Genomic DNA, 24,870 nt, shown 5'->3' on the forward strand with positions numbered 1-24,870 from the left:
TAGTCGGCGGTAGTTGAAGACGCACTCCGTCAGGTTGGCAGTCACTACGTTCAATCGTGGCCGATCGGCTCGGATGTGCCTGGCGTGGAGCCGATTCATGGTGATCGAACCGATGGAGACATCTGGCGCGTCTGGCAAGCCATGGGCCGTGGACGCGGTCATCGACACCTCGGCCGGCGAACTGCCACCACGGCAGTTCTGCGGCGCACGAGCCTTGGAACCCGTGACTTGCCAGTACGTCTACATCTCCACAGCCTCGGTCTACGCGGATGGCCCGACGAGCCGCTTCGCTCGGTGATGCGGTGCTTGACGGCCCACCGGAGCGGACGAGGACTACGGGCGCAACCCGGCCGGTTGCTAGGACCCAACCTTCACTACGGCGGCAAAAGGCCGCGCCGAGCGCAGTGTCACCGTCTTCGGCCCGGAGCGGTCCTGATTCTGCGTCCCGGTGTGATTCTTGGACCGGGGAGTACGTCGGCCGGCTGCCTTGGTGGTTGCGTCGGGCCGTACGCGGTGACGGATCCTGGCACCCGGAGATCCGCGAAAGGCCATCCAACCAGTCGACGTTCGTGACGTAGCACGGTTCGCGCTTGGCGTCGCCAGCGAACCGGCGGTGGGGTGCACAACGTCACGGCACCGATCGGCCGCGAGACGATGTCAGACCTTCTGCAACTCTGCCTCACACCACAGGAAGTATGGGCAGCTTGAGTGGGTCCCCGATGCTGTGCTGCTGGAGAGCGGCGTGACCCAATGGACCGAAACTCCCGCTGTGGCGCACGCACGAAGGGTTGGCTCATCGACGCATCGACGGCCTATGAGGTCGGGCTGACATGTCGACCGCTGGCGCAGACCGTCGCCGACACTTGGGCGTGCTGCAGTCCGGAGGTCTTCCGTTCCGCACCCAAGGGCCGCAGCGCACGGCATTGCCCCTGAGAAGGAGGCGCGATCTCGCAACGGCAGCCCGGAAATGAGTTGGTGCGCGCGTCGAGCTTGGCTGGACGCGCGCACCGGCCCGATTGGGCGTCAGTTCCCGAGCGCGAGACGAGTTGCACCAGTGCCGAGTTGCCTCGGTGCTGATCCCTGACTACTCCTCGAGGTCCTCGCCAAGCGAATCGCCACCGCCGACGTGCGGATGGTCTTCCGTAAGCAAGCCGCGAACACGGCGGATCCGCTCCACCAGGCCGCGATCCGCCGGTCAGGTGGTAGCGCCGCAATGGGCTTCAGCATCTCGACCGCGCCGTCCAGATCGCCCGTGAGAGCAGGGCCGCGGCGCAGTCCGCGCGGGCCTCGGCTTCGATCCGGGTGTCCGCTTGGACGCTGGTAGCGCGGACTGCAGAGTCAGGACCCTGGTGGTGTGTTCCTGAGCTCCAGCGCCGTCGCTCAGCAGAAGGAACGTCGTGCCGTACGAACGGGCCAGGCGAGCAGCATCGTGATGAACTCGCCGCCGATGCCGTCATGGAGGTCGTCGACGCCCTCCCAGTCATCGTTCAGAAGGCCTGGACAGCTCGTTGCGCCCGAGCGGCGTCGCCGAGGTGGCCATAGGCACGAGCCTCGATTGAGCCGAGCCGCGCACGGCAGCAGCTCCGATGCCCGGGTGCAGCTTGGCCTGCCGGACAAGTTGGACAGCCTCCGCGGACGACCGTCCCAGTAGGCAAGAACAGCCAGCGTTCCACCGGCAAAGGCTTGCAGCGGGCCGAACCGTGCTGCTTCTCCGTAATTGCTGCCGAGCGGCCAGCCTGGTTGCGGAACCCAGTGACCCGAGATCGAACGCTGACATGGCGAGCAGCGCAGCAGCCTGGCCGCGATGATAGTAGGTCCTGCGTTGCGCCGGAATCTGGGTGCGGTCCAGCAGATCCGCCACGTTCGCGCGCAGCATCTTGCCTTCGCGGAAGACGTCGAATGGTGCCTTCGATCATAGGTACGGCGAGATGAACGAGTCGTCACGGAGCTGCTCTAGCGACATTCGGGAAGGGACTGGGAGCCAGGGCGAACGCGTGGTCGGATGCGTCACGTGCGGTCATCGCATGTCGCTTTCGAGGTTGTACTGGGCTGCTCGTTGGAGGCGAGGCTGGGCGCCGGTGCTAACAGCGAGGCCGCTGTCCTATGGAACATGTGCTCCAGCACCTGGGCAGACCTGCCGGCTGTCCGGCCCACCCGACCTGCCGTCCAACGTCGGAACGTCGTTCGGAGACGGTCAGGTTGTTGAAGTGCCGGTCGCCGAGGCGCTTCGCCAAATCGGTGGCGGCTGCGGCAAACGCTCGCTCGAAGTCCTTGTAGCTCCAGTGGCGTTGCTCGGCAACCAGAACCAGAGCAGGGTCTTCGTGTTCGTCACGCGTAACCCCTTCCGGTCGTCCTCGGCACTCGAGGCAGCCCTGTGCAAAGTCGTACGAGCCGATATCCACTGATACAGCCTCAGGTCGCTATGCGCAGCGGTTATCGCTCAATGACACGTCGGTGATACCAATGGCTTCGATCGCGCTCAGTTGATCGCGGGGCGAGGTGGTGGCGATACGGCACCTTGACGGACAGTGAGTCCCCGGTCAGGTTCGAGTGTTGCGTCCCAGGACGTCCTTGCACCGTCCGGCTATGCGGTACCACCGTCCGTGCTTCAACGGCCACTATCAGCCAAACGAGCAGGCGAGCTAACCTCCCCGTCGAGCACACGATCGCACTGGTCCACCGTGTGACCTACGGCGCGTCGGCACGCGCACCGCCACCCGTTGACCGCCTGCTCGCCGTGACATCCCCTGCGCGGCGAGCAGGCACCAGCAGCTCCACCCGTTTCGTCCGGACCAGCAGATGAGCGCCGAGGAACCCATGACCGTGCTGAAACAGAGCGACGTAGTCGCTGAGCGACGGTCTCGGTGGCTTCCACCGAACCTGACGGGCGTCCGATCCACTGAGGGTTGGCAGTCGATCGGCCGAGCCGGGGGGAACGGCAAGCCGTCGCGGGCGCGTCTGGACGACCTGCTCCTTGGCGGGAAGGACCATCAGGTGATCGACCGGACGGTGGCGGCTGAGCTGAAGAAGGTGCCCCTGCGATTCGCGATCGGTTCGGGCCCGCGGGATTTCATCGAGCGTGCTGTGCAGTTCTGGCCAGGGCCACCAGGTGCGTGATTGCTGGTGCTCGTGCCGGCTTGCCTACAGGTCCTGCCTTCACGGTCTGCCCAGGCGTTCCAGCCCAGTGTCCAGCCGTGTACGTGGACGACGACCCGATGGTGCTGACCCACCTGCGGGCCGGCTCAGCTGTCTCCGCCCGGCGGATTGCGTGGTACCTGGTCACCTGGACAGCCGAAGAGTTGTTGGCTGCTTCGCCGGTGCAGGCGTTGCTGGAGCCGGGGCGGCCGGTGGCTCTGGTCGTGGAGTCGGCGCTCGAATTCATGCCTGACGAGCAGGACCCGCACGGCTGCCTGGCGGCCGTGCTCGAGGTACTGCCTGCCGGCTCCTGGTGGTGCTGGCGCACGCGACTGCGGACTTCACCCCGAAGGCGTGGGAGAAGGTCGCAGCGGTCTTCGCCCGGCACCGGTTGCCGATCCATCCACGGTCGGTGGAGGAGTGGCCGGGTTCTTGGAGGGGCTGATGCTGTCGGCGCCGGGCTGACCACCGTGAACCGGTGGCCTCGCCTGGTGGATCAGCTCACTCCGGCTGAGGTGTCCCGGTACGGGGCGTGGGTCGAACTCTGGGGGCTCGGTGATGGCTTCGTGACACCGGCGGTGGCCGGGACGATCGTCTGCTCTCTGGTCGCGCTGCTGGTGGCAGTCGTGTCCCAGCGCTCCGCCGCGACGGCCCGGCGTCGGGCCGCCGCGGCGGAACGGCAGCTGGCCATAGTCAGGAAGCAGGACAGCGACCTCCTAGCCGAGGTGGCGGTGCAGTTGGCGGTGCTGTCCGATGAGCCGAACTCCCTGGCCTACGTGTCGGGGAGGTCGTGTCGAGTATGCGGGCAGAGCGCCGGCAAGTGGACGAGGCGATCAGCCGGCTGGTGAGCTGGTGTGCTCCGCGACTCGAGGGCCGGCTTCGCGTGGTGCCCTCGCTGCACCGGGGCGCGAACGGACGGCAGGTCGGTTGGCGGTCGGCGCGGTGAAGGGGGCGGCGATGAGCGGCAGCTCACCGTCGGACCGGGTGGTCTTTCACCCGGCTGCCTGGACGACGCGTTGAGGGCGGTGGTGGAGGAGGTAGGGGCGGGCCGGTGGATGGCGATGCGTGACCTGCTGGCTGCCTCGCGCTCCTTGCCCGGAGTACGGACCGCCCGCTCCCAGGTGCTCGGGGCTGTGGCCGCCGGGTCGACGGTGGGAGGAGTGGCGCCGTGAGGAGCCCAACAGTGCGGATGCGGCGCCATGAGCGCTCGAGTGGCGGTCGAGCGGGCGCTGCGAGCCGGCCGGGAGCACCCTGGTTGGGCGGGGTGCTGGCGGCCGGCCCGTGAGGCCTGCTGGTCGGCAGTGAACACTGCACCGGCCGACCCGGTCCCATGGGTGTGCCTGCTCGCACTTGCCCAGCTGGACACGACCGAAGCGGTGCCCGACCACCGGGTGGCGGCGCCGTGGGGCGGGAGTTTCCTGCCGACCGGTCCGTGGGGTCTCCTGCACGAGGCGATGCTGCGGACCCGGTGGGACGCGAGGCCCATGTGAGGATGCTGCAGTTCTGGCTGTCGCGGCCCACCGGCCAGTTCTCGCGGTGTGGAACTTCGTCTTCTTCATGGAGGGCCTGGCACCGGCCGGGTCGCCACGCCTGGTGCTGCCACTGCTGGCGCACGCGGAGACCTACTGGGCGCTGCGCAAGAGCGGCCGGGCGCGAGACGCGGACCACCGGCAATGGCAGGTCTCGGAGTCGGTGGGCCGGCGCACGGAGCGGCCTGGAGCGAGTGGTTCCGGCAGCCGTTTCAGGAGCCGCCCACCGCGGTGGACCTGAACCTGTTGGCCCACGCGCTGTGGGCCGGGCGTCGCCGCGCCGATGCGGCGCAGGTGTTCGAGGTGATCGGGCCGCACGCCAGCCGCATCCCGTGGGCCTACGTGGCTGACCGACCCGGCGGCCCGGAGCAGGCATTCCTCGAAGCGCGCGATCAGTGCCTGTACCTGAGGCACTGAAGAACCACCGTGCTCACGGCCGACTGCCCAAGCTTCGGCTTGATGTTTTCAACTTTCCTATTTCATTGCTGATTTGGAGGTTGCACAATGGCGCGCTCGCACCGAGCGGTGTCCGGATCCGCGGATGAAGCGTTACTGCGCCAGCTGGGCTATCAGCCCCAACTGGTCCGCAGAATGAGCAGTTTCGGGAACTTCGCGATCTCGTTCTCGGTCATCTCGATTCTGTCCGGATGCATGACCCTGTACGGGTACGGCTTGGGGCGGGTGGCCCGGCGGTGATGCTGTGGGGCTGGGTCGGTGTCGGGGCGCTGGTGCTGCTGGTCGGCTCCGCCCTGGCAGAAGTCACCTCGGCCTACCCGACGTCCGGGGCGCTGTACTTCATGGCGGACCGCTTGGGCGGGAGGGCCTGGGCTGGTACACAGGCTGGCTCAACCTGCTCGGCCTGTTGGGCGGATCGCTGGCATCGACTACGGGGCCGCGTCGTTCATCGGGGCGCTGGCGCACCTGCAGTTCGGGTTCAACCCGACGCCCAGTTCGCTGATGGGGATCTACACGGGATCCTGCTGCTGCACGCGGTCCTGAACTTGGCCGGGTGCGGCTGGTCAGCATGCTGAACAGCGTCTCCGTGTGGTGGCACATCGCAGGTGTGGTGCTGATCGTCGGCGTCCTGCTGCTGGTGCCCAGCCATCATCAGTCCGCTGCCTGGGTGTTCGGCCACTACAACAACGCGACCGGGTGGCACAGCCCGGTGTACGTCGCAGCGATCGGCTTGCTCCTCGCCCAGTACACGTTCAGTGGGTACGACGCCTCCGCGCACCTGTCGGAGGAGACGGTCTCGGCGGCGGTGTCGGCCCCGCGGGGATCGTCCGGTCAATCTGGGTCTCCTGGGCAGCGGGTTTGGTGCTGTTGTTCGGCCTGACCTTCGCGATCAAGGACTACGCCGCCACCGTCGGCACAGCCACCGGCGTGCCGCCGGCGCAGATCTTCCTCGATGCCCTGGGCACGCGCGGGGCCGAGGGCCTGTTGATCGTGGTCATCGTGGCTCAGCTATTCTGCGGGAACGCCGAGACCGCCGCGGCAAGCCGGATGGTGTTCGCGTTCTCCCGGGACGGTGCGCTGCCGGGCAGCACCTGGTGGCGACGCACCTCGACCCGCACTGGCACGCCCGTGGCGGCAGTATGGCTTTCCGTTTCGGTGGCCTGGCTGCTGGCGCTGCCCTCCCTGTGGTCGATGACCGCCTACGGTGCCGTCACCGCCATCAATGTCATCGGCATGACCCCGGCGTACGCCATCCCCATCTACTTGCGCCTGCGCGCCAAGTCCCGCTTCGTTCCGGGACCGTGGCACCTTGGCCGGTGGAGCCGTCCGATCGGGATTGCCGCGGTGGTGTGGGTGGTGATCGTCACCGTGCTGGTGTGCCTGCCGCAGAGCAGCCCGATCACCGCCAACTCGTTCAACTACGCACCCGTCGCCCTGGCCGTCGTGCTACTGCTGGCCACCGTGTGGCGGTGGATCGCCGGCCGCTCATACACCCCGCCCAACGCCCCGAGCGCCCGCATGACCGAACTGGCCGGCGAGGTCGTCTGATGCCCACCACACCGACCACCACCCAACAGCTCTCGGGTCGGTTGACGCGAGACCAGCTGCGCCAGGCCGCGCTGACCGGCGAGCTCCGCAGCGTCCTGCTTGCCGTGGTCGACACGCAGGGCCGGTTGAAGGGGAAGGCATACGATGCCGAGTACTTCGTGCGGCACTTCGTCGACGGCCAATCCGAGGCGGAGATGTGCGGCTACGTGCTGGCCACCGACATCGAGATGACCCCCTTGGACGGGCTGGACCTGGCCGGCTGGGAGTCGGGCTTCGGAGACGTTCGGTGGCTCCCCATCTCGCGTCGGCACGGACGGTGCCGTGGCTGCCCCACACCGCTCTGGTGTTTGCCGACGCCGTCACCCCGGATGGGAACACCGCGCTGCCGGTAGCCCCGTCGACGATGCTTGCTCGCCAGCTCGATCTGCTTGCCGACGCCGGGTTGAGCGTGAAGGTCGGCTTGGAGACCGAGTTCCTCGTCTACCAGGGCACGCTCGCCCAGGCCACCGCTATAGGGTTTCGCGGCCTGACCCCGGTTACCTGCGACAACCGCGACTACTCCCTCGACCAGCCAGCCCACCTGGTGCGCTACACCCAGCGCCTGGCCACCCTGCTGCGCCGGGCCGGCTCGCCCATCGAGGCGGTCAAGACGGAGGGCGCCCCGGGGCAGGTGGAGATCACGCTTCCGTACGGGGATCCGGTGGAGGCTGTTCGCGGGCAGGTGCTGCTCAAGGCGGCAGCCCGAGCGGCTGCCGACCGGATGCGCCTGGTGCCGACCTTCATGGCGGCTCCGACGACCGGGGTCGGCTCGGGCCTGCACCTGCACCTGTCGCTATGGGACGACGGCGCCTCCCGGATGGCCACCGGCGACCAGCCTGAGGAGCTGTCCGAGTGGGACGGGGCGCTGTGGCCGGCCTGCTGGCGGCTCTGCCGGTGCTGGCCCCGCTGTGGGCTCCGAACGTCAACTCCTACAAGCGGTTCCGGCCGCGCAGCTTCGCGCCGACGCGCTACTGCTGGGGCCGGGACAACCGGTCCTGCGCGGTGCGTGTCGTTGGCCACGGCCCCAGCCTGCACTTGGAAGTTCGCCTGCCCGGCGCGGACAGCAACGCCTACCTGGCGCTTGCCGCCGCGGTGGCCGCGATGCGCCACGGCATCGCGGCCGGCCTCAAACCCCCGGCGCCCGTCACCGGCAACGGCTACCGCACCACCGCCGGGCCGCAGCTGCCCGGCAACCTGGGCAAGGCCGTGGAGTTGTTCGCCTCGAGCACGCTGGCCAGCACGCTGCTGGGCGAAGACGTCGTTCATCACTACGACACCCTGGCCCGCGCCGAACTGGCCGCCCACGAGACGCGAGTGACCGACCTCGAGCTCGTGCGCGGCTTCGCCCAGACCTGACCCTGTCCCCTTGTGCCGGGGCCCCGAGGCGTGGGCAGTCCGCCTCGGGGCCCCACCCACCGTCCTGGAGAACTTCTAGAACCGTGTCCTCCACACTCGCTCTTCCCGCGCCGAGCTGCGGGGCCGAACCTCCGTCCTACCTGACGATCCTGCTGGCCGGCACCGAGCACGACACCACAGCATCCCTTACCGCCGTCAGCGACGAGGCACTAGAGATCGTCGAGGAGTATGCCGATATCGCTTCCGACCCCGGCTTCGCCACCAAGACGATCTGTGCCTGGAAGGGCCGGATCACGATCGGCGATGTGGTGGTGCTCTTGTTCGCCCTACCCACCCCGGCGGCGGCTTGGCGGCGCTGGACGGACCTGCTCGACGGTGCCACCGCCGCACTGCTGGTGACCGATCACTGGCCCGTGATGGGCACCGACCCGAGCGCCCTGGACGTCTTCGAGCAGCGCGGAATCCCCCACTTGATCGCCATCACCAACCCACCGAGCCACAACTGCGAGCAGTCAACGGAGCCTGAGCTCCTGCGCGTCACCGGGGCCTGCCCGCCCCTGACACGCGTCGCCGCACGTCCGCACGGTGTCGGCCATCGAGTATTCCTCGTCGCCGCGGCACTCGAAGCGATCAACCAGGACTGGCCCCCGCCCATCGCCACCATTCCGCAGGAGAAGCCCCGCATGAACTCCACGCCCAACGCCCAACCACTGCTGACCGTCCCGCACCTGGTCGGTATCGACGCCGAGGGCTCCGGACTGCCGGGCCTGGCCGAGCTGCTGCTGGCCCGCGGTGCCCGCGTCAGCGGCTCCACCAACGCCACCACGGACACCCCTGCCATCAACGCGCTGCGCGGCCTGGGTGCGGTCATCCACCCGCACAGCTCCGCCCCAGTGCGGGCCGACATGGCCTGCCTGATCTGGCCCGGCCCAACTACCAAAGCCGCGCGGGCCGAGCTAGACCGGGCCAGGGCCCTCGGCATCCCCGCCCTGACCGTCGCCGAGGCGCTCGGTGAACTGATCGGGTGCGCCACCACCGTCATGGTCGCCGGCAGCCACAGCACCGCCACCGTCTCAGGGATGCTCACCAGCGCACTCGGCCACCGCAACCCCGCCTGGATGTTGCGCCGCCCGGTGACCGGTCAACGGCTCGGTCACCACAGCGGAGGGGACTTGTTGATCGCTGACCTCGCCCAGGACTACGACCTGGCCGTCAGGACCGAGGTCAGCGTGATCACCGCTGCCAGCGCTACTCGACTCGACCGACTCGACGATGAGCTTGAGGAGCTCGAAGGCATCGCGCGGCGCAGCGAGGCGGTGGTGCTGCCGACCTGGGAGGCGGGTGTGGGCAAGCTGGCCGCCCGGCTGGCCGCGCAGCCCGGGCCGCGGGTAGTGACAGTCGGGCAGGCCGGCGGTGCCGACGTGCGGATCCTGGACAGCTGGCGGAACCGGAGCGGCACGCGGCTGCGGCTGAGAGGCCTGGACGGTACGGAGTACGAGCTGACGGTACCGGTGATGGGCCGGCAGGCGGCGCGGGATGCGGCGATGGTGGTCGCCGCCGGGCAGCTGCTCGGCGTCGCTGTCGCAGATCTCGCCGAAGGGGTTGCTGACTTCAGCGGCATTGCCCGTTCCCTGACGGTTGCCGGCAAACCCAATGGCATCACGGTCTTGGACTCCGTCGCTGTTCATCCCGTGGAGTTGGCGCATGACCTTGCCGTCGCCCGCGAGCTGACCGACCACCGTGGGCGAGTGATCGCCTTGTTCGAGCCAAGCGGCTGGCCCGCCACTGTCGCCAACGGCCGTGAACTTGGCCGCCAGTTGGCCGCCGCTGATCACGCCTTCCTGCTGCCCGTGTACGACCCGTCGGGCGCTGCCCATCCGGGATTCCCCTCCGGCGTGGAAGCCATCGCCCGCGCGGCAGCTCATCAGGGCATCGCCGACCACCTCCACGTTATGCCTAGCGTGCAGGCCGTGCTCAGCCACGAACTGGAACGGCAGATCGCCGACCTAGCACGCCCAGGTGACGTGATCGCCGTCGTCGGAAGCGGCTACGCCACCCAGCTCGCCGAACGCCTTCTCGCCGCGCTGGCCACCCCCGTCCCCGCCAACCGCTAACCCCGCCACCAACGCCCAAGGACCCCAGGTGACCATCGCACCCGATTCGCATCGGCCCGTGCCCGTGCTGACCACAGAGCAGGCCACCCTGCTTAAGCTGCGGGCCGCCGGCCGCTCCCGTGCCCGAATCGCCCGCGCTCTCTACACCTCTGAGAGCCAGATCACCGACCTCCTGAACCAGCTTCAGGCTGCCCTGGGCGCCGAGTCCCGTGCCCAGTTGATCGGGCTGGGACTGATCCACCGCATCGTCTCTCCGCAGGACGTCATCGTCCGCCACGTCTCGGTCCCGATCCCCCTGACCCCGCGCCAGCGCCAGGTCCTGACGATCTTCGCCACTGGCGGCAACGACCAGGACGCCGCCACTGCGCTGGGGATCACCACGAGCACGGTGCGGGAGTACGCGAGCAAGCTGCTGAGCAACCTCGGTGCCCGGGACCGCGCCCACGCAGTCGGCCTGGGCTTGGTTTATGAGGTTCTGCTCCTCAGCGATCTCAATCCAGCTCTTCCGGCCGTCACGCTGACTGACCACCTCGCCCAATTCGCCGCCAATACGTGACTGCTGACAGCCACACGCTGTTGCCGCAGCGGAAAAGCAATCGGCCGAAACGGCCGAGCTGTCGACCCGTCCCACCTACTGGAGGTCTACACCATGGCCGTGATCGTCATCGGCAGTTTGAATCTCGAGCATGACGGCTTCACGCCGCATCCACGTGGTGGCGGACACTTCGACAAGTGGTATGCCGCACACGAATTCCTGTCTGGACTCCCACTCGATGCCCTGTTCCGGCAGGAAATGACGCACACCCATGAGCAGGGCGGCCGCCTGCTGCACGAGGCCGAACGCATGCTCTCCATGCGGGGATTCCTTGCCTCCGCTACACCGGAGTCTCCCAACCCGACGGGGCTGTTCGTCCGAGAGGACACGTTCTCGGTGACCGGCGTGTGGCCGCAGAGCACAGACTGGTGGCACGCCCCCTGTGCGATCTCAGTTCGCTACGGCGGGGTGGATGTTCCGCTGCAACTGGCCTCCGTGCACCTGAGCTCCCGCTCACCGGAACGCCGCCAGATCGAGGCCCGCAACATGACCACCTGGCAGCGCCGCAAGCTCGCGGTGCTGACCGCCGGAGACTTCAACTCCTACAGCGCCTCCGGCCACGAGCAGGGCCCCTTCCCGGACTGGCCGAATCTGGAGGACCGCGGGCATCAGGAGCGCCGCACCCGCGATGGCGCGCACACTGACACCGAGCCGGACCGGATCCTGACCGCAATCGGTCTGGCCGATCCGGCCGTGCACGCCGCCCTCCAACTCGGCCAGGCAGACGCCCTCACGCCGACGGCCAGCATGCGCCCAGCCGTCAACCGCAGACAGGGGCCACCGCAGCGCATCGACCGCCAATACGTCTCGCGGGCGCTGCTCCCGGCTCTGAAGGAGTTCAAGGTGGTGCCGCTGCCGGAGTGGTCCGACCACGCCATGACCGTGTCGGTCTGGGACGCGGAACTGTTCATGGCCGGCCTGCATCGCCATCCCGACTACGACTACCGCACCCACGACGCTTGTCCCGCTCCTGTGCCTGCGACCTGACCACGCGCCAGCCGGCGGCACCGTCCCCTCGTGACCAGGTTGCCCAGCGTCGAACCGACGTTCGCACGATCGGGTGACGCTCTACGCGTTCTGCCTCCACGCGGGTGCCCGGTTGCCAGGATCCTGGTGGACCCCGCGCCGTGGCTCAGGCTGCCACCGTGGTGATCCCGCTCATGTTCACCTCTGGAAAGGGGGCGTCCGCCATGGCTCATCCGACGGGCATCGGCGTGCACCTGGTCCTCATCCGCGAAGACCGGATCCTGCTGGGCAGGCGCCGCAACACCGGCTACGCGGACGGATGGTGGCACCTGCCGGCCGGGCACCTGGAGGCCGGTGAGTCGGTCGCCGCCGGAATGGTCCGCGAGGCCGAGGAAGAGCTGGGGCTGCTCATCGCCGAGGACGAGCTGCGGCTGGTGCACGTACTGCACGACCGCGACCCTGACGACGGGGTGGTACGGCTGCAACTGTTCTTCGCCACCGACACCTACCGGGGTGAACCGGCCAACTGCGAGTCCCACAAGTGCTCCGAGCTCAGGTGGTGGCCACTCACCGGGCTACCGGAACCGACCGTGCCCTACCTCCGTGTCGCGCTGGCCGGCATCGCCGCCGGCCGCCAACTGACCGTGCAGGGCTTCGGCTGAACCCACAGGCCTGGGGGGTCTCGCCGGTTGGTCCAGGGTGCCTGCCGGCTGTTCGTGATCGTGACCTGAACATGGGAGGCACCGCTTGAGTACGGCTACCGAGCAGCTCACCGACACCGCGGACGAAGAGCTCCAGTGGCTTGCCGATGGCCGCCGGATCGAGGCCATCGAGGCGATCAGCGTCAGCGCGATGGCCCGGCGGCTTCCCCAACTGGTCGTCAGAGCCTTCAGGTTGGGCTGGCAGATCGACCGGGTGTCGGTTGCCGTCCTCCTCGGCTGCCAGATCCTGTCCGCCGTCCTCGGCGCCGCCGGCCTGTTCGCGACCACCGGAACGATCGCGGCGGTCTTCGGCCCCGGCAAGGTGGGTGACAAGCTCACCCACGCCGCGCCGTCGATCGCGGTGATCGCCGCCGCGGCCGCCCTGCGTTCGCTACTGGGCATCGCCATCCACGCCATCACCGTCCACCTGTCGCCCCGGATCTCCCGGGAGGCGTCGGCCGCGGTGCTGCGCGCCACAGTGGCGACCGAGCTGACCGCCTACGACCGCGCCGGGTACGCCGACGAGTTGGAGGCCGCGGACCGGGGCGCGGAGGTCGCCGTCGACATCATCGGCGAGGCGCAGAACCTGTTGTCCTCGGTGGGCTCGCTGGTCGGGGCGGCCGGTGTGCTGACCGTGCTCCATCCGTTGCTGCTGCCGCTGCTGGTGGCCGCCGCGCTCCCGCAGGGTTTCGCCTCGGTGTACGCCGCCCGGGTGCAGTTCCTCGCCAACCGCCTGGCCTCGGGCGACCGGCGGATCCTGCTCAACCTGCGCTGGTACATCCACCAGAAGAACAATGCCGACCAGGTGCGCTCCGACACCATGGGCCGGTTCCTGCTCGACAAGTACGACCTGATCGGGCGCCGCCTGGACGGCGTCACCCGGCGTGCGGCGCTGCAGGGTGCGCGCGTGTCGGTGATCGGCGCGGCCGTGTCCGGCCTGGGCACGGCGGTGGTCTGGCTCGTCATGCTGTACCTGGTCAGCACCGGGAGGATGAGCCTGCCGCACGGCGGTGCCGCGGTCATCGCCCTCGGCGCGGTCGGCTCCGCCCTGCGGGGCATCGTCGGCTACGGCGCCGACCTGTTCCGCACCGGCATGTACCTGGACGACTGGACGTCGTTCCTCGACAAGGCTGGCGGCTTCGCGCTCCAACGCGGCCCGGCGATTGCCCAGCGGCCGGAGCGGATCGAGCTGAAGGACGTCAGCTACAGCTATCCGTCCTCGGACCGGGCCGCCTTGAACGGGGTGAGCCTGCACGTGGAGACCGGCGAGATCCTGGCACTCGTCGGTGAGAACGGATCCGGCAAGACCACCGTTGCCAAGACCATCGCCGGCCTCTACCTGCCCGACAGCGGAGCGGTGCTGTGGGACGACCAGGACACCCGCGACCTGGACCCGCACGCGCTGTGGCGCCAAGTCGCCGTCGTACCGCAGAGCTACGCGCGCTGGCCGCTGACCGCCCGGGAGAACATCACCCTCGGCCACGCCGCACCAGGCGGTGACGAAGCGGCACTGCGGGCAGCCGCCGCCTCCGGTGCGGACGAGGTCATCGCCAAGCTGCGGCGGGGACTGGGCACCTTGCTCGCCGTCGAGTGGATGGGCGGCGAGGAGCTCAGCGGCGGACAGTGGCAACGGATCGCGATCGCGCGGGCGTTCTACCGCGAGGGCGGCCTGCTGGTCCTCGACGAGCCGACGGCCGCGCTCGATCCGCGCGCCGAGCACAAGATCTTCGCCAACCTGCGCGAGGTAGCACGCGACCGCGCAGTCGTCCTGGTCACCCACCGGCTCACCAACGTCGCCATCGCCGACCGGATCGTCGTCCTCGAAGACGGCCCGGTCATCCAACAGGGCACGTTCGACCAGCTCGTGGCGCAAGAGGGCTCCAGGTTCCGCGAGTTGTGGGACCTGCAGAACGACCGCACCGGAATCCCCGCTCAGCGGGACGTGACGGCCCGACAGGAACAGGAGCAGGCCCAGTGATCGACTTCGATGTACTGACCGCGTTGGCGGCGCGCGAGGGGATCGAGCGGATCGGCGTCGGCGTGATCGTGCGCGACCACTCCGGGCGGGTCCTGCTGATCTGCCGGGCCGCCCACGACGTCCTGCCTGGCCTGTGGGAGTACCCGGGGGGCGGTCGCGAGGGCGACGAGGCGGTGGAGGCAGGCGCGGCACGCGAGTTGGCCGAGGAGACCGGCCTTACCGGCCTGCCGCTGGAATACGCGCGCAGCCTGGACTACACCAACCAGAACGGTCGGCGGGTGCGGCAGTTCGTGTTCACCACCGCGGTGGCAGATGGCACCGCGGTGACCCTGTCGGAAGAGCACGACGCCCACCAGTGGGCCGAACCCGACGAGTTGCCGCACACCAGCGACGGGCAGCGCGAGGTCATCCAGTGGCTGACCCGTCGCCTCTCACTCCCCAACTGGCGGCCCGTCGGCGGCTACCTCTCCACCATCGCGCGCCCCACCACCTACGGCTGTCTCCTCGTCACCGACCGGCAGGGCCGCGTCATCGGGATGCGCTCGACCGTCGACCCGGCCGCCTGGGACTTCCCCGGTGGCAACGTCGAGCACGGCGAAACGCCGTTCGACGCCGCGCTGCGCGAGGCCCAAGAAGAGCTGGGCCTCGACCTTGCTGCGGAGAACCCGCAGGTGCTCCGGCGCCGCCTGGTCGCCGTGATCCATGCGCAGGCCGACACCTACTTCCCGGTGCCGACGTGCGGCTACGTGTTCGACGGCGGCACGCTGACTGCAGAACAGCAGGCCCGGATCCGGCTCGATCCGGCCGAGCACACCGAGTTCCGGTTCGAGACGACCCACGACTGGCGCTCCCGCATGACCCCTGCCCACTACCAGTGGCTCCGGCAGGTGTTGCGCGCCCACCGGTCCGGACGCCCGCTCTACCTGGAACGCCCTGCCCGGGCCGACGACGACTTCGAGGGCGTCCTGGTCTTCGTCACCGACCCTGCGGGCCGACTGCTGATGCACCTGCGCGACGACCTGCCCGGCATGGCCTGGCCCGGCTACTGGACTCCGATCGGCGGCTGGCGCGAGGGCGACGAGAGCGCCGAGGAGAGCGCGGTGCGCGAGGTCCGCGAGGAGGCCGGGATCGAGATCACCGGGCTTCGGGCCCTCCCCGACCCGCACCACGACCTCGGCCTCCCCCTCACCCGCGTCCTCCACGCCGTCTGGCACGGCCCCGAGACGGAGCTGCGGCTCGGCGACGAGGGCCGCGCGGTGCGCATGGTCCCCCTTACGGAGCTGCCCGGTCTCAAGGTCCCGCCATACATGGCGCACTACCTGCCGCAACTCGCAGCCGCCCACCAGTCCGAAGGAGTGAACCAGTGACCCAGCCCACCATCGCCCGCCAACCAGTCGCGCCCCTGCCCTGGCAGCAGCACGGCCGCACCACCCTGCTCGACACCGGCTCGTACCTGATCCAGCGCGACACCGTCACCCAACCCGACGGCACGCACAGTGCCTTCGAGTTCCACCAGGCCCGCGTCGACGCCGCTCTGACGGTCGCCCTGGACGACCAGGGCCGGATCGCGATGGTCCGCTACCACTCCTACGTCCACGGCGAGATCGTCACCCCGCCCGGTGGCGTCCTCGAACCGGGCGAGGAACCGCTGGACGCGGCCCGCCGCGAGCTCAAGGAGGAGTCCGGCATCACGGGCGCCGACTGGAGCAAGCTCGGCCAGGTCGCCCTGATGACCAAGTGCACGTGCGACCTGAAAGCCCCTCTGCGTGAGTGGGAAGGACCGGAGACGCCAACCCCCCGCTAGTGATTCCAGCGGGTCCTCACTGTCAAGCGCTTCGGCCGTAAGGCTGGGGTGTTGAGCTGACAGCAAAGTCCAAGGGACCTCGGTCCGCTCAGAGGTCCACAGGCGAGAGGAAGGACGAAAGGGTGAACGAAAGTGAACTGCCGTACCTAAAGATTCGAAAAGGTCATCCGTGCAGCGGACGCAAAAGGCGCGGATATGGGCAGCCGACCACACCTGGCAAGGTGGAGTCGACGCAGGACGGGACGTCGGGCAGTGCAGCACCGGCGGAGGATCACCCCGGCCCCGGATCAGAGGCAGCACCCGACCCGTCCGCAGTCTCACAAGAGGGGAACAGGGAAACCCCGTAGCGGTCCCCGAAGCCAGGGGTAGGCCGGAGGTAACGAAGGTGCAAGCCCGCGCGGGAAAAGGATGGTTCGAGAAGCAAGCCGATAGGGCGAAAGCCCAGGGGAACGGCCGGGATGGAAGGCGCTCCGAGCCTCCGGCCCAACCCGTCGGATATGCCCACGCGAACCAGGTAGGTCTTTGAAGAAACGATGGGGACCGCCCCAACGAGGGCACAAGTTAGACAAGGAGGGCGAGTTGAACGACAGTCAGTTGCCGGATAGCGACCCCTCCCGGAACGGAACCCCCGACTTCGCCGCCAACTGGCACAGCACGGACTGGGCCAAGGTGGAGAACGAGGTAAGACGGCTCCGCCACCGGATCTTCAAGGCTTCGCAGGCTGGAGACCTGGCGAAGGTCAGAAACCTCCAGAAGCTCATGCTGCGGTCGCACTCCAACACGCTGCAAAGTGTGCGGCGGGTGACGCAGCAGAGTAAAGGACGACGTACGGCCGGAGTGGACCACTTCAGGGCTCTGACACCGGAGGGACGGGGCAGGCTTGCCCATGCTCTCTCGGTCCCCGGAGCTCCAAAGGTCAAGCCGGTACGACGGGTGTACATCCCGAAGGCGAACGGCAAGACGAGGCCGCTCGGCATCCCGACCATCAGGGACCGGGTAGAGCAGGCCAGGGTGAAGAACGCCCTGGAGCCGGAGTGGGAGGCCAAGTTCGACGGCCGCTCCTATGGTTTCCGCCCCGGACGAAGCTGCCACGATGCTCTGCTGATGATCCACAATGTGGTGAACAAGAAGAGCAGGCAGTGGGTTCTGGATGCGGACCTGGAGGCCGCGTTCGACCGGATCGACCACAACCACTTGATGCGAGAAATCGGGCACTTCCCGGCCCGAGAGCGGATCAGGGACTGGTTGAGGGCCGGTGTGATGGAGAACGGTGCCTTCATCTCTACAGACGAAGGCACACCACAAGGTGGGGTGATTAGCCCACTGCTCCTGAATATCGCGCTGAACGGGATGGAGACGGCGGCGGGAGTCCGTATCAGGCGGACAAAGGAGGGGCTAAAGACCCATCTGAAATCGCCCGTTCTGGTGAGGTACGCCGACGACTTCGTGGTGCTATGCCACGACGAACTCGGAGCGCATGAAGCGCGGCTCAAGCTATGCAGCTGGCTGGAAGCTCGGGGTCTGCGGATCAACGAGCAGAAAACCAGCGTGGTAGAGGTAACCGAAGGATTTGATTTCCTCGGGGCCCGATGCCAGCTGTATGGCAACGGGACGACGCTCATCGTACCGTCCACGGACGCCGTTAAGAAGGCCAGGAAGAGGATCAAGGAAATCATCACATCCTGCGGGAGTGGCAGCGAGGAGTTTCTAATCTCCAAGCTAAGCCCATTCATCAGAGGATGGAGTGGCTACTACAGTCCAATGTCCTCATCGAGGACATTCAGCAATCTCGACAGATATGTCTTCGAGAGATTGTGGGAGTGGGCTCGTAGGAGGCACCGCAAGAAGGGGAGAAGGTGGGTGAAGGACCGGTACTGGGGCCGACACCACCCGACCAGGAACGACAGATGGGTATTTGGCAACAGCCATATGTATCTGGCGAAGTTCGCCTGGACCCCAATCCGCTACCACCGAGGAGTCCCGGCGCACGTGTCGAAGGACGACCCGGAACACGCGGAGTTCTGGGCCCGCAGATCCCGCAGACGCGGATTGCCAGTGACCGAGCGCAAGCGCATCACGTTGCTGGCAGTACGACAGAAGGGACTGTGCCCAGGCTGCGGTCTTGACCTCATGGAGGGAGCCGGCTTCGAGCCGGACAACCTCCGCGACTGGGTGGCGTGGTTCGACGGCGCCACACGGGCATTCAATGTCCACCACGTCGTGCAGCGGGTGAACGGTGGCTCCGATCACCTCAGCAACCTGGAACTCAGACACACCGAGTGCCACCAGCAGCTACATGCTGGTGGACACGACAAGTCCGGACCTGGGAGGTCCCAGTGACCCGCTTGAGCCGTGTGCCGCGACGAGTGGCACGCACGGTTCTGAGGGGGCCGGGGCCACAGCAATGTGGCCCCGGCTACCCGACCGCACGCCTGCACATGTTCATCGCCCGGAACCTGACGGTCGGCGAGCAGGAACTGACCGGCACCGAGACCGGCATGACCGTGGAGTGGTGGCCGCTCCAGGAGGCCGTCGCCGCCGCGATGGACGGCCGACTCCTGCTGTCCGGGGCTGCCGTGTCGGTCCTGATGGCCGCCAACACCATCCCCACTCCGGGGCACGCATGAGCACCGCGCCACCGGCCGACGCCCCCGCCCTGCTGCACGCCTGGTCGATCCCAGAGCGCGAGTACGCCCGCCAAGAAGCGCGCCGGGGCCGCCGGCACGCCTACACCCGGCTCGACCCGGTCCGCACCGCACTGGTCGTGATCGACATGGTGCCGTTCTTCGACGGGCCGTACGCGCGCGGGGTGATCCCGCAGATCCAGGACCTGGCGAGCGCCCTGCGGGAGGCCGGGGGCCTGGTGGCCTGGGTGCTGCCGGGACCTGGTGGGCCGCGAGCAGCCCGCGAGGAGTTCTACGGCCCCCGCGTCGCGGAGCTGTACCGGACCTCCGGCGGCAGCGGCCCGCTCGCCGGGCGCCTGTGGCCGCAGTTCACCGTGGACGAAGGCCGCGACCTGCTGGTGGAGAAGGCCGCGTCCAGCGCCTTCTTCCCCGGCTTCTGCCCGCTGCCCGACCTACTGGCCGAGCGCGGCATCGACACCGTGGTGGTGTGCGGGGTCGTCACCGACGTGTGCGTGGCCGGGTCGGCACGCGACGCCTCCACCCTGGGCCTGCGGGTGGTCGTCGTGGCCGACGGCACGGCCGCCGGCAGCGACGAGGTCCACAACGCCGCCCTGCGCACCCTCTACCGGTCCTTCGCCGACGTGCGCGCCACTGCGGAGGTCCTCGACCTGATCCGGGCGGGCTGATGAGCCCGAGACCCCGGCCCGCCACCACCACACCGCCAGCGGGTGCCGTCGAGCCTGGTGCCCCACGCACTGGCTTTCCCGCCGTACCTGAACCGAGCGACCCAAACGGACTTGGAGGCCACGAAGGTGCCCCTCTTTCCCGGCGCTGCCCGCGCCTACCGCGAGTTCCGGCCCAGCCTGCCCGAAGGCGCCGTCGCACTCCTGACCGACACCGTTCGCGGCATCCCCCGCCCGGTGCTGCTGGACCTGGGCACCGGCACCGGGCAGGTCCCCGCCGCCCTGCACCAGGCGTTCGCTCGGGTCGATGTCGTCGAACGCGACCCGGAGATGATCGCCGAGGCCGAGAAGGCACTGCAGCCGCTCATGCGCGACAAACCGCTGGGCGTACACGCCTGCCCAGCCGAGGAGTTCAGTGCTCCCTACCCCGGCTACCAAGCTCACCTGGTCACATGCTGCCGGGCATTCCACTGGATGCCCCAGGACCAGGTCCTCAGCGTGATCGACGAGATCACAGCCCCCGGTGCCGTAGTCGCGGTCATGGGCGACGGCAGCCTGTGGACCGCCCGCAACTCGTGGACCGATCCCCTGCGCGCGCTCATCCAGACCTACCTGGGCCCCGAGCGCCGCGCCGGCACCGAAGGCACCTACACCCAACCGCACCGCCGCTACGAGGAGGTCCTCGCCGACTCACCGTTCTCCCGCATCGAGGAACACGTCCTGCCAGTGGTGCGCCGGTGGACGCCGGACCAGGTGGTCGGCTACCTGGCCAGCACCTCCTTCGCGGCCGACCAGCTGTTCGGCGACCAGTTGGCCGCCTTCCAAGCCCAGGCCCTCGAACTGCTGGAACGCCACGCAGTGAACGGCGATCTCACCGAGAACGCCGAGTTCACCATCCTGCTCGCCAGCCGCCCGTGACCACTCACACCACCAACCGAACACAGGAGCAGCACGTGGCGTATGTCCTTGAGGATTGGGAGCAGCACTACGCTGATGGCCGGGGGTTGCGGCCGCTTGGCGATTGCGAGCGGGCGCTCCTTGCCGAGCACGTCCCCGCGCCGGAGGGCGGTGGGCGGGCGCTCGATGTCGGCTGTGGCACCGGGGAGTTGGCTGCGCACCTTGTGGGTCTCGGCTATGCGGTGGACGGCGTGGACTTCGCCGCCAGTGCGTTGGAGCGGGCCCGGGCTGAGCACGGTCGAATCGAAGGGGTGCGGTGGCTGCGGCTGGACATCGAGCGCGATGACCCGATGTATCTGGGCGAAGACGGCTATGACCTCATCACGTTGCGCTTGATGTACCCGTTTCTGGGCAACCGGACTCGGGTCCTGCATGCCCTCGGGGAGCGGCTGCGGCCCGGCGGCGCGCTCGTGGTGATCACACTCATGGTCGAGCAGATCCCGGCCACCAGGCGGGCCATCGCGCTCGACGAGGAGGAGATCGGCCTGCTCACCGCGGGGTGGGAGACGGCAGAGCGGTGGGCGGCGGACGACCTGGCGGTCCTCGTCCTGCGCGGCCCCTGTCACTCCGACACCAGGGCCGTCGAGAAGGACCCGCCCACCGGGCACGCCCTGACCGGAGCCGTGGTGGTCGTCACCGACGATGCCGGCCGGGTCCTGCTGGGCCGCTCCCGCCGGAACATGTGGGAACTGCCTGCCGGGAAGACCAGCGGCTCGGAGAGCTTCGAGGAAGCGGCGGTTCGGGAACTTGCCGAGGAGACCGGCCTGACCGCCGGCACCGCCGACGCCACCGTGGTGACCATGCTCAGCGACGACAGCCACGGCGTGCCCCGGCTGACCGCCGTCATCCGCGTCAGCGCCTGGACCGGGACTCTGGCGAATCCGGAGGCGCGGCTCTTCGACCGGTGGGAGTGGCACGACCTCCACGCCCTGGCCTGCCTCGGCGAGGTGTTCGCCCCGGCCGCGCAGGCCCTGAACGCGATCTGGCCCGGCGTCATCCCGGACCTGCCGGCCGTCCACGCCTACCCGACCGCCGCCACCCAGCCGCCCGTGCCCGGGGAACCCGCCAAGGCGGTCCGACTGCGCCGGCAGATGGCCGACGCCGTCATCGCGGCCGGCTGGGCGCCCTCCCCCGCAGTCCAGGACGCGCTGCGCACGGTGCCCCGCCACCGGTTCGCACCGGAGAAGGACCTCGCGACCGCCTACGACGACGACCTGGCCATCGTCACCCGCTGGGACGGGAGCGGGCGGGCGACCAGCTCGGTGTCCGCGGCGTGGCTGCAGGCCGACATGATCGAGAAGCTGCGACTGGAGCCCGGCGCGGCCGTCCTCGAGGTCGGTTCCGGTGGCTACAACGCGGAGTTGATCGCGCACGTCGTCGGCGAGGGTGGACAGGTGGTCACCATCGACATCGACCCGTACGTCGTCCACCGCACCCGGCGGTTCACCGCGGAGGCCGGCAGTGGTCGCGTCCTGGCCCTGCGGGGCGACGGAGCGCTCGGCGCACCCGCGCGGCATGTGCCCCGCGGCCGTGCGACGCGCCTCTCGACCGCCTGGTAGCGGACATCGTGCGGCACATCCGCTCGTTCCGACCCGAGATCGTGCTCACCCACGACGCCCACGACGCCCACGGCGGGCCGACCGGGCACCCGGACCACCAGCGGACCCACCGCGCGGTCGTGCTCGCCACGGGAGTCACCGGTCAAGTATCGCCGAACCCTGATCCGGAGATGCATAAAGGATTCATATAAAGCTGCTATGCTTCAGGCATGAGTCGCCGAGACGCCGCGCACAGCGCTTCCGATGCCATCGGGTCAGCCCTCTACGGTCTGGCCACCAGGGCCGTGAGACGCCTTCCCCGCGACATGAGCCTGACGTCCGCCGCCACCTTGGCCACCCTGGACAAGACCGGCCCGCGACGGATCACCGATCTGGCGGTGGCCGAGGGCGTCACCCAGCCCGCGATGACCGTCCTGGTCCGGGTGATGGAGGAATCCGGGCTGGTCGAGCGGAAGGGCGATCCGTCCGACAAGCGGGTCACGCTGGTGTGCCTGACCGAGGCCGGCGCGTCGTACGTCCGGACGCGACGCCAGGCGGGCGTCGACGCGTACGCGCGGTTGATCGACGAACTCACCGGTGACGAGGTCGAGGCCTTGGCAGCAGCCGTTCCGGCGCTGCTGCATCTGGCGGAGCTCGAAAGCCACGCCCGAGAGGGGTCGGACCGGTGACCGCGGCCCAGGCTCACGACCAGCCTATGAGCACTGCCCTGATACGTTCCGAGGCACGTCTGCTGGTCCCCGCCCTGATGTTCATCGCCCTGGTCGTGGCGGCGGTCGCCAGCCTCGGGACGCCGCTCATCACCAGCGTGGCGACCACGTTCCACGTCTCCCTCGACAGCGCGCAGTGGACGCTGACCATCGCCCTGCTCAGCGGCGCCGTCGCCACACCCGTCCTCGGCCGGCTCGGAGCCGGTCCGCACCGGCGGGCCACGATCCTCGCCACGCTGGCGATCGTCGTCGTCGGCAGCGCGCTCACCGTGCTGCCGCTGCCGTTCGCCTGGCTGCTCGTGGGCAGAGCGGCCCAAGGCGTCGGACTCGGTCTCACGGCGCTGATGATGGGCGTGGCCCGCGACCATCTTCCCGAGGAGCGCAGCGCGGCCACGATCGCCTTGATCTCAGTGGTCTCCATCATCGGAGCCGGCGTCGGCTACCCGCTGGCCGCGCTGCTCGCCGAGTTCGGCGGACTGCGGGCCGCCTACGGCCTCGGCCTGCTCGTCACCGCCATCGCCTTCGTGACCGCGTGGCGCTCCATGCCCGCAGCTCCCGAAGGGCGCTCCGCCCACGTGAACGTGGCCGGTGCGCTCGTCCTGGCGGGTGGACTGCTCCTCGTCCTGTTCCTGGCCGGCGAGAGGAGCCTGTGGAGCCGACACCTCGCCGTGGCGGTGACCCTTGCCGTCGCCGCCGTACTCCTGCTCTGCGTCTGGACCGTTTCCGAACTGCGAACCAGGACGCCCCTGGTCGACGTCCGGGCGGTACGGCACCCGGCGGTCGCCGGGGCGAACATCGCCATGTTCGTCGGCGGGAGCGGCATGTACCTCCTGCTCACGCTCATCACCCGCTACGCGCAGACGCCGCACAGCGCCGGCTACGGCTTCGGCCTGACCACCTTCGTGGCGGGGCTGGTCCTCATCCCGTTCTCCGTGCTGGGGTTCGTCGCCGGCAAGCTCACGCAGCGGGTCCGGATGCGGATCGACGGCCCCCTGCTCCTGGCCGGCAGCGCCGCCATCGTCGGCGGCGGGTTCGTCCTGTTCGCCACCGCCCGCTCCAACCTGGCCGAACTGCTCGCGGCCATGGGCGTGCTGGGCTTCGGCGTCGGCAGCTTCTCGGCCGCCATGCCCGGCGTCATCCTGGCCGTCACCCCCAAGAGCGAGACGTCGAGCGCCATGAGCTTCAACTACGTCGTCCGCAGCGTCGGGTACTCCCTGGGCAGCGCCATCGGCGGTCTGATCCTGGCCGCCGGCACCGCCACGGGCCGCCTCTTCCCGAACGACGACGCCTACACGACCGCGGCGCTGGTCGGCGTCGCCGCGATGGCGATCACGACGATGGCCAGCCTCGCCCTCGCCCGCCGACGCTCACCCGAGACCAATCGATCACAGCCCCAGTCGGTGTGCCGGGCCTGGGCCGGTCGAGTCGAACCGGAAGCTGAGGATCGAAGCCGTCCGACTTCGACGCCGTCTCCGTCGGCTCACTGACCCACAGCGCGCCGGCCATGGATCTGAACATGTTTCCGAGCATCAATTCCGAACACAGGAGGTACCGTGGCCAAGGGCTACTGGGTCAGCGTCTACCGCACCATTGCGGACCCTGAGAGGCTTGCTGCCTACGACAAGTTGGCTGGTCCGGCCGTCAAGGCCGCGGGCGGGCGGCTGCTCGCCCGCGGCAGCCGGGTCGTCGCACACGACGCCGGAATCGCCGAGCGCACTATCCTGATCGAGTTCGACAGCTTCGAACAGGCGGTCGCCGCACGTGCGAGCGCGGCTTACCAGGAGGCGCTGGCCGCACTTGCTGACGGCGTCGAGCGCGACTTCCGCATCATCGAAGGCCTCGACTGACGATCGAGGCTGCGTCGGCGACGAACACGAAGCCGACTGCGGGGGATCACCCCGGCTCGTCAGCGCGCCGCACCGTCGCGAACAGCATCAGGCCAGTGGCATCAGCGTCGGCGAACATCTCGGCCAGCGGTGCCATGGCCGCCGTGACGGTGTCCTGACGGGCCCTGGCGAGCGCGGCGGGGAGTCGGCGGAGGGCGAAGTCGTCGAAGTAGCGGTGTGTGGTCGCGCGGTCTGCGCCGGCGATCGCCGGGAGTTCGGCCATGGCTTGCCGG

24 protein-coding genes and 3 pseudogenes are annotated in these 24,870 nt (G+C 69.0%); 26 read left to right on the top strand and 1 reads right to left on the bottom strand.

Features of this window, described 5'->3' with window-relative positions; genetic code table 11:
* The first annotated feature begins 97 nt into the window (after window positions 1-97).
* From E6W39_RS00005 to E6W39_RS00125, 26 genes and pseudogenes are all read left to right on the top strand, one after another.
* A complete protein-coding gene (locus E6W39_RS00005; RefSeq protein WP_141631652.1) occupies window positions 98-298 on the top strand; it encodes a hypothetical protein in 201 nt (66 codons plus the stop codon).
* Between the two features lie 2,501 nt (window positions 299-2,799).
* Window positions 2,800-3,117 (top strand): SAM-dependent methyltransferase, encoded by a 318-nt coding sequence (locus E6W39_RS42520; protein ID WP_141631653.1) that lies wholly within the window; start codon window positions 2,800-2,802, stop codon window positions 3,115-3,117.
* Window positions 3,114-3,611 (top strand): annotated as a pseudogene (locus tag E6W39_RS43875) (SAM-dependent methyltransferase); the annotation flags it as partial. The gene E6W39_RS42520 and the pseudogene E6W39_RS43875, both read left to right, overlap by 4 nt.
* A gap of 15 nt (window positions 3,612-3,626) precedes the next feature.
* Window positions 3,627-3,983 carry a hypothetical protein gene (locus E6W39_RS40700; protein WP_228717871.1) on the top strand — a complete coding sequence of 119 codons (357 nt, stop codon included), beginning with the start codon at window positions 3,627-3,629 and terminating at the stop codon, window positions 3,981-3,983.
* 351 nt (window positions 3,984-4,334) lie between these two features.
* On the top strand, window positions 4,335-4,625 hold the full coding sequence (locus E6W39_RS00025) for a hypothetical protein (protein ID WP_141631654.1): 291 nt from the start codon (window positions 4,335-4,337) through the stop codon (window positions 4,623-4,625).
* A 46-nt stretch (window positions 4,626-4,671) separates the two neighbouring features.
* Window positions 4,672-4,905 (top strand): hypothetical protein, encoded by a 234-nt coding sequence (locus E6W39_RS40210; RefSeq protein WP_220140130.1) that lies wholly within the window; start codon window positions 4,672-4,674, stop codon window positions 4,903-4,905.
* Window positions 4,896-5,081 (top strand): hypothetical protein, encoded by a 186-nt coding sequence (locus E6W39_RS00030; RefSeq protein WP_141631655.1) that lies wholly within the window; start codon window positions 4,896-4,898, stop codon window positions 5,079-5,081. The genes E6W39_RS40210 and E6W39_RS00030 overlap by 10 nt, the downstream gene beginning before the upstream one ends.
* 87 nt (window positions 5,082-5,168) lie before the next feature.
* Window positions 5,169-6,668, top strand: a pseudogene (locus tag E6W39_RS00035) (amino acid permease).
* The gene (locus E6W39_RS00040) at window positions 6,668-7,060 is read left to right on the top strand and encodes a hypothetical protein (RefSeq protein ID WP_141631656.1); all 393 of its coding nucleotides are present in this window, start codon (window positions 6,668-6,670) and stop codon (window positions 7,058-7,060) included. The pseudogene E6W39_RS00035 and the gene E6W39_RS00040 overlap by 1 nt, the downstream one beginning before the upstream one ends.
* A gap of 11 nt (window positions 7,061-7,071) precedes the next feature.
* Window positions 7,072-8,063 (top strand): annotated as a pseudogene (locus E6W39_RS00045) (glutamine synthetase).
* 83 nt (window positions 8,064-8,146) lie between these two features.
* Window positions 8,147-10,177: a glutamate ligase domain-containing protein gene (locus E6W39_RS00050; RefSeq protein ID WP_141631657.1), complete on the top strand. Its 2,031-nt coding sequence runs from the start codon at window positions 8,147-8,149 to the stop codon at window positions 10,175-10,177.
* Window positions 10,178-10,205: 28 nt separating this feature from the next.
* Window positions 10,206-10,733, top strand: a complete 528-nt coding sequence (locus E6W39_RS00055; RefSeq protein WP_141631658.1) for a helix-turn-helix transcriptional regulator — start codon at window positions 10,206-10,208, stop codon at window positions 10,731-10,733.
* A gap of 93 nt (window positions 10,734-10,826) precedes the next feature.
* Window positions 10,827-11,759: an endonuclease/exonuclease/phosphatase family protein gene (locus tag E6W39_RS00060; RefSeq protein ID WP_141631659.1), complete on the top strand. Its 933-nt coding sequence runs from the start codon at window positions 10,827-10,829 to the stop codon at window positions 11,757-11,759.
* A 203-nt stretch (window positions 11,760-11,962) separates the two neighbouring features.
* Window positions 11,963-12,400 carry an NUDIX hydrolase gene (locus E6W39_RS00065; protein WP_141631660.1) on the top strand — a complete coding sequence of 146 codons (438 nt, stop codon included), beginning with the start codon at window positions 11,963-11,965 and terminating at the stop codon, window positions 12,398-12,400.
* Window positions 12,401-12,485: 85 nt separating this feature from the next.
* On the top strand, window positions 12,486-14,417 hold the full coding sequence (locus E6W39_RS00070) for an ABC transporter ATP-binding protein (RefSeq protein ID WP_228717848.1): 1,932 nt from the start codon (window positions 12,486-12,488) through the stop codon (window positions 14,415-14,417).
* Complete coding sequence (locus E6W39_RS00075) at window positions 14,414-15,784, top strand: NUDIX hydrolase (RefSeq protein WP_181798988.1); 1,371 nt, start codon at window positions 14,414-14,416, stop codon at window positions 15,782-15,784. The genes E6W39_RS00070 and E6W39_RS00075 overlap by 4 nt, the downstream gene beginning before the upstream one ends.
* Entirely contained in the window at window positions 15,781-16,221 is a 441-nt protein-coding gene (locus E6W39_RS00080; protein WP_141631662.1) for an NUDIX domain-containing protein, read from the top strand. Before E6W39_RS00075 ends, E6W39_RS00080 begins: the two co-directional genes overlap by 4 nt.
* 579 nt (window positions 16,222-16,800) lie before the next feature.
* Entirely contained in the window at window positions 16,801-18,561 is a 1,761-nt protein-coding gene (gene ltrA / locus E6W39_RS00085) for a group II intron reverse transcriptase/maturase (RefSeq protein WP_228717849.1), read from the top strand.
* A gap of 98 nt (window positions 18,562-18,659) precedes the next feature.
* The gene (locus E6W39_RS00090) at window positions 18,660-18,848 is read left to right on the top strand and encodes an NUDIX hydrolase (protein ID WP_141631663.1); all 189 of its coding nucleotides are present in this window, start codon (window positions 18,660-18,662) and stop codon (window positions 18,846-18,848) included.
* A complete protein-coding gene (locus E6W39_RS00095) occupies window positions 18,845-19,531 on the top strand; it encodes an isochorismatase family protein (RefSeq protein ID WP_141631664.1) in 687 nt (228 codons plus the stop codon). Before E6W39_RS00090 ends, E6W39_RS00095 begins: the two co-directional genes overlap by 4 nt.
* Before the next feature lie 126 nt (window positions 19,532-19,657).
* Complete coding sequence (locus tag E6W39_RS00100) at window positions 19,658-20,446, top strand: class I SAM-dependent methyltransferase (RefSeq protein WP_141631665.1); 789 nt, start codon at window positions 19,658-19,660, stop codon at window positions 20,444-20,446.
* Between the two features lie 35 nt (window positions 20,447-20,481).
* The gene (locus E6W39_RS00105; RefSeq protein WP_141631666.1) at window positions 20,482-22,044 is read left to right on the top strand and encodes a methyltransferase; all 1,563 of its coding nucleotides are present in this window, start codon (window positions 20,482-20,484) and stop codon (window positions 22,042-22,044) included.
* A gap of 41 nt (window positions 22,045-22,085) precedes the next feature.
* Window positions 22,086-22,235, top strand: coding sequence for a hypothetical protein (locus tag E6W39_RS43345; protein ID WP_323808963.1), 150 nt, complete (start codon window positions 22,086-22,088; stop codon window positions 22,233-22,235).
* A gap of 18 nt (window positions 22,236-22,253) precedes the next feature.
* Window positions 22,254-22,712 (top strand): MarR family winged helix-turn-helix transcriptional regulator, encoded by a 459-nt coding sequence (locus E6W39_RS00115; protein WP_228717850.1) that lies wholly within the window; start codon window positions 22,254-22,256, stop codon window positions 22,710-22,712.
* Between the two features lie 26 nt (window positions 22,713-22,738).
* On the top strand, window positions 22,739-24,238 hold the full coding sequence (locus tag E6W39_RS00120) for an MFS transporter (protein WP_228717851.1): 1,500 nt from the start codon (window positions 22,739-22,741) through the stop codon (window positions 24,236-24,238).
* A gap of 66 nt (window positions 24,239-24,304) precedes the next feature.
* On the top strand, window positions 24,305-24,598 hold the full coding sequence (locus E6W39_RS00125) for a DUF1330 domain-containing protein (protein ID WP_141631667.1): 294 nt from the start codon (window positions 24,305-24,307) through the stop codon (window positions 24,596-24,598).
* A gap of 46 nt (window positions 24,599-24,644) precedes the next feature.
* Here the strand turns inward: E6W39_RS00125 and E6W39_RS00130 are convergent, their stop codons facing one another.
* Window positions 24,645-24,860, bottom strand: a complete 216-nt coding sequence (locus E6W39_RS00130; RefSeq protein ID WP_141631668.1) for a hypothetical protein — start codon at window positions 24,858-24,860, stop codon at window positions 24,645-24,647.
* Window positions 24,861-24,870 lie beyond the last annotated feature (10 nt).

Source organism: Kitasatospora acidiphila (genome assembly GCF_006636205.1).
GTDB classification, from domain to species: Bacteria; Actinomycetota; Actinomycetes; order Streptomycetales; family Streptomycetaceae; genus Kitasatospora; species Kitasatospora acidiphila.

Coding starts and splice junctions, on each gene's coding strand:
- E6W39_RS00005 (WP_141631652.1), top strand. CDS start 98: ATGGTGATCGAACCGATGGAGACATCTGGCGCGTCTGGCAAGCCATGG.
- E6W39_RS42520 (WP_141631653.1), top strand. CDS start 2,800: ATGAGCGCCGAGGAACCCATGACCGTGCTGAAACAGAGCGACGTAGTC.
- E6W39_RS00025 (WP_141631654.1), top strand. CDS start 4,335: ATGAGCGCTCGAGTGGCGGTCGAGCGGGCGCTGCGAGCCGGCCGGGAG.
- E6W39_RS00040 (WP_141631656.1), top strand. CDS start 6,668: ATGCCCACCACACCGACCACCACCCAACAGCTCTCGGGTCGGTTGACG.
- E6W39_RS00060 (WP_141631659.1), top strand. CDS start 10,827: ATGGCCGTGATCGTCATCGGCAGTTTGAATCTCGAGCATGACGGCTTC.
- E6W39_RS00065 (WP_141631660.1), top strand. CDS start 11,963: ATGGCTCATCCGACGGGCATCGGCGTGCACCTGGTCCTCATCCGCGAA.
- E6W39_RS00090 (WP_141631663.1), top strand. CDS start 18,660: ATGTTCATCGCCCGGAACCTGACGGTCGGCGAGCAGGAACTGACCGGC.
- E6W39_RS00095 (WP_141631664.1), top strand. CDS start 18,845: ATGAGCACCGCGCCACCGGCCGACGCCCCCGCCCTGCTGCACGCCTGG.
- E6W39_RS00115 (WP_228717850.1), top strand. CDS start 22,254: ATGAGTCGCCGAGACGCCGCGCACAGCGCTTCCGATGCCATCGGGTCA.
- E6W39_RS00120 (WP_228717851.1), top strand. CDS start 22,739: ATGAGCACTGCCCTGATACGTTCCGAGGCACGTCTGCTGGTCCCCGCC.
- E6W39_RS00130 (WP_141631668.1), bottom strand. CDS start 24,860: ATGGCCGAACTCCCGGCGATCGCCGGCGCAGACCGCGCGACCACACAC.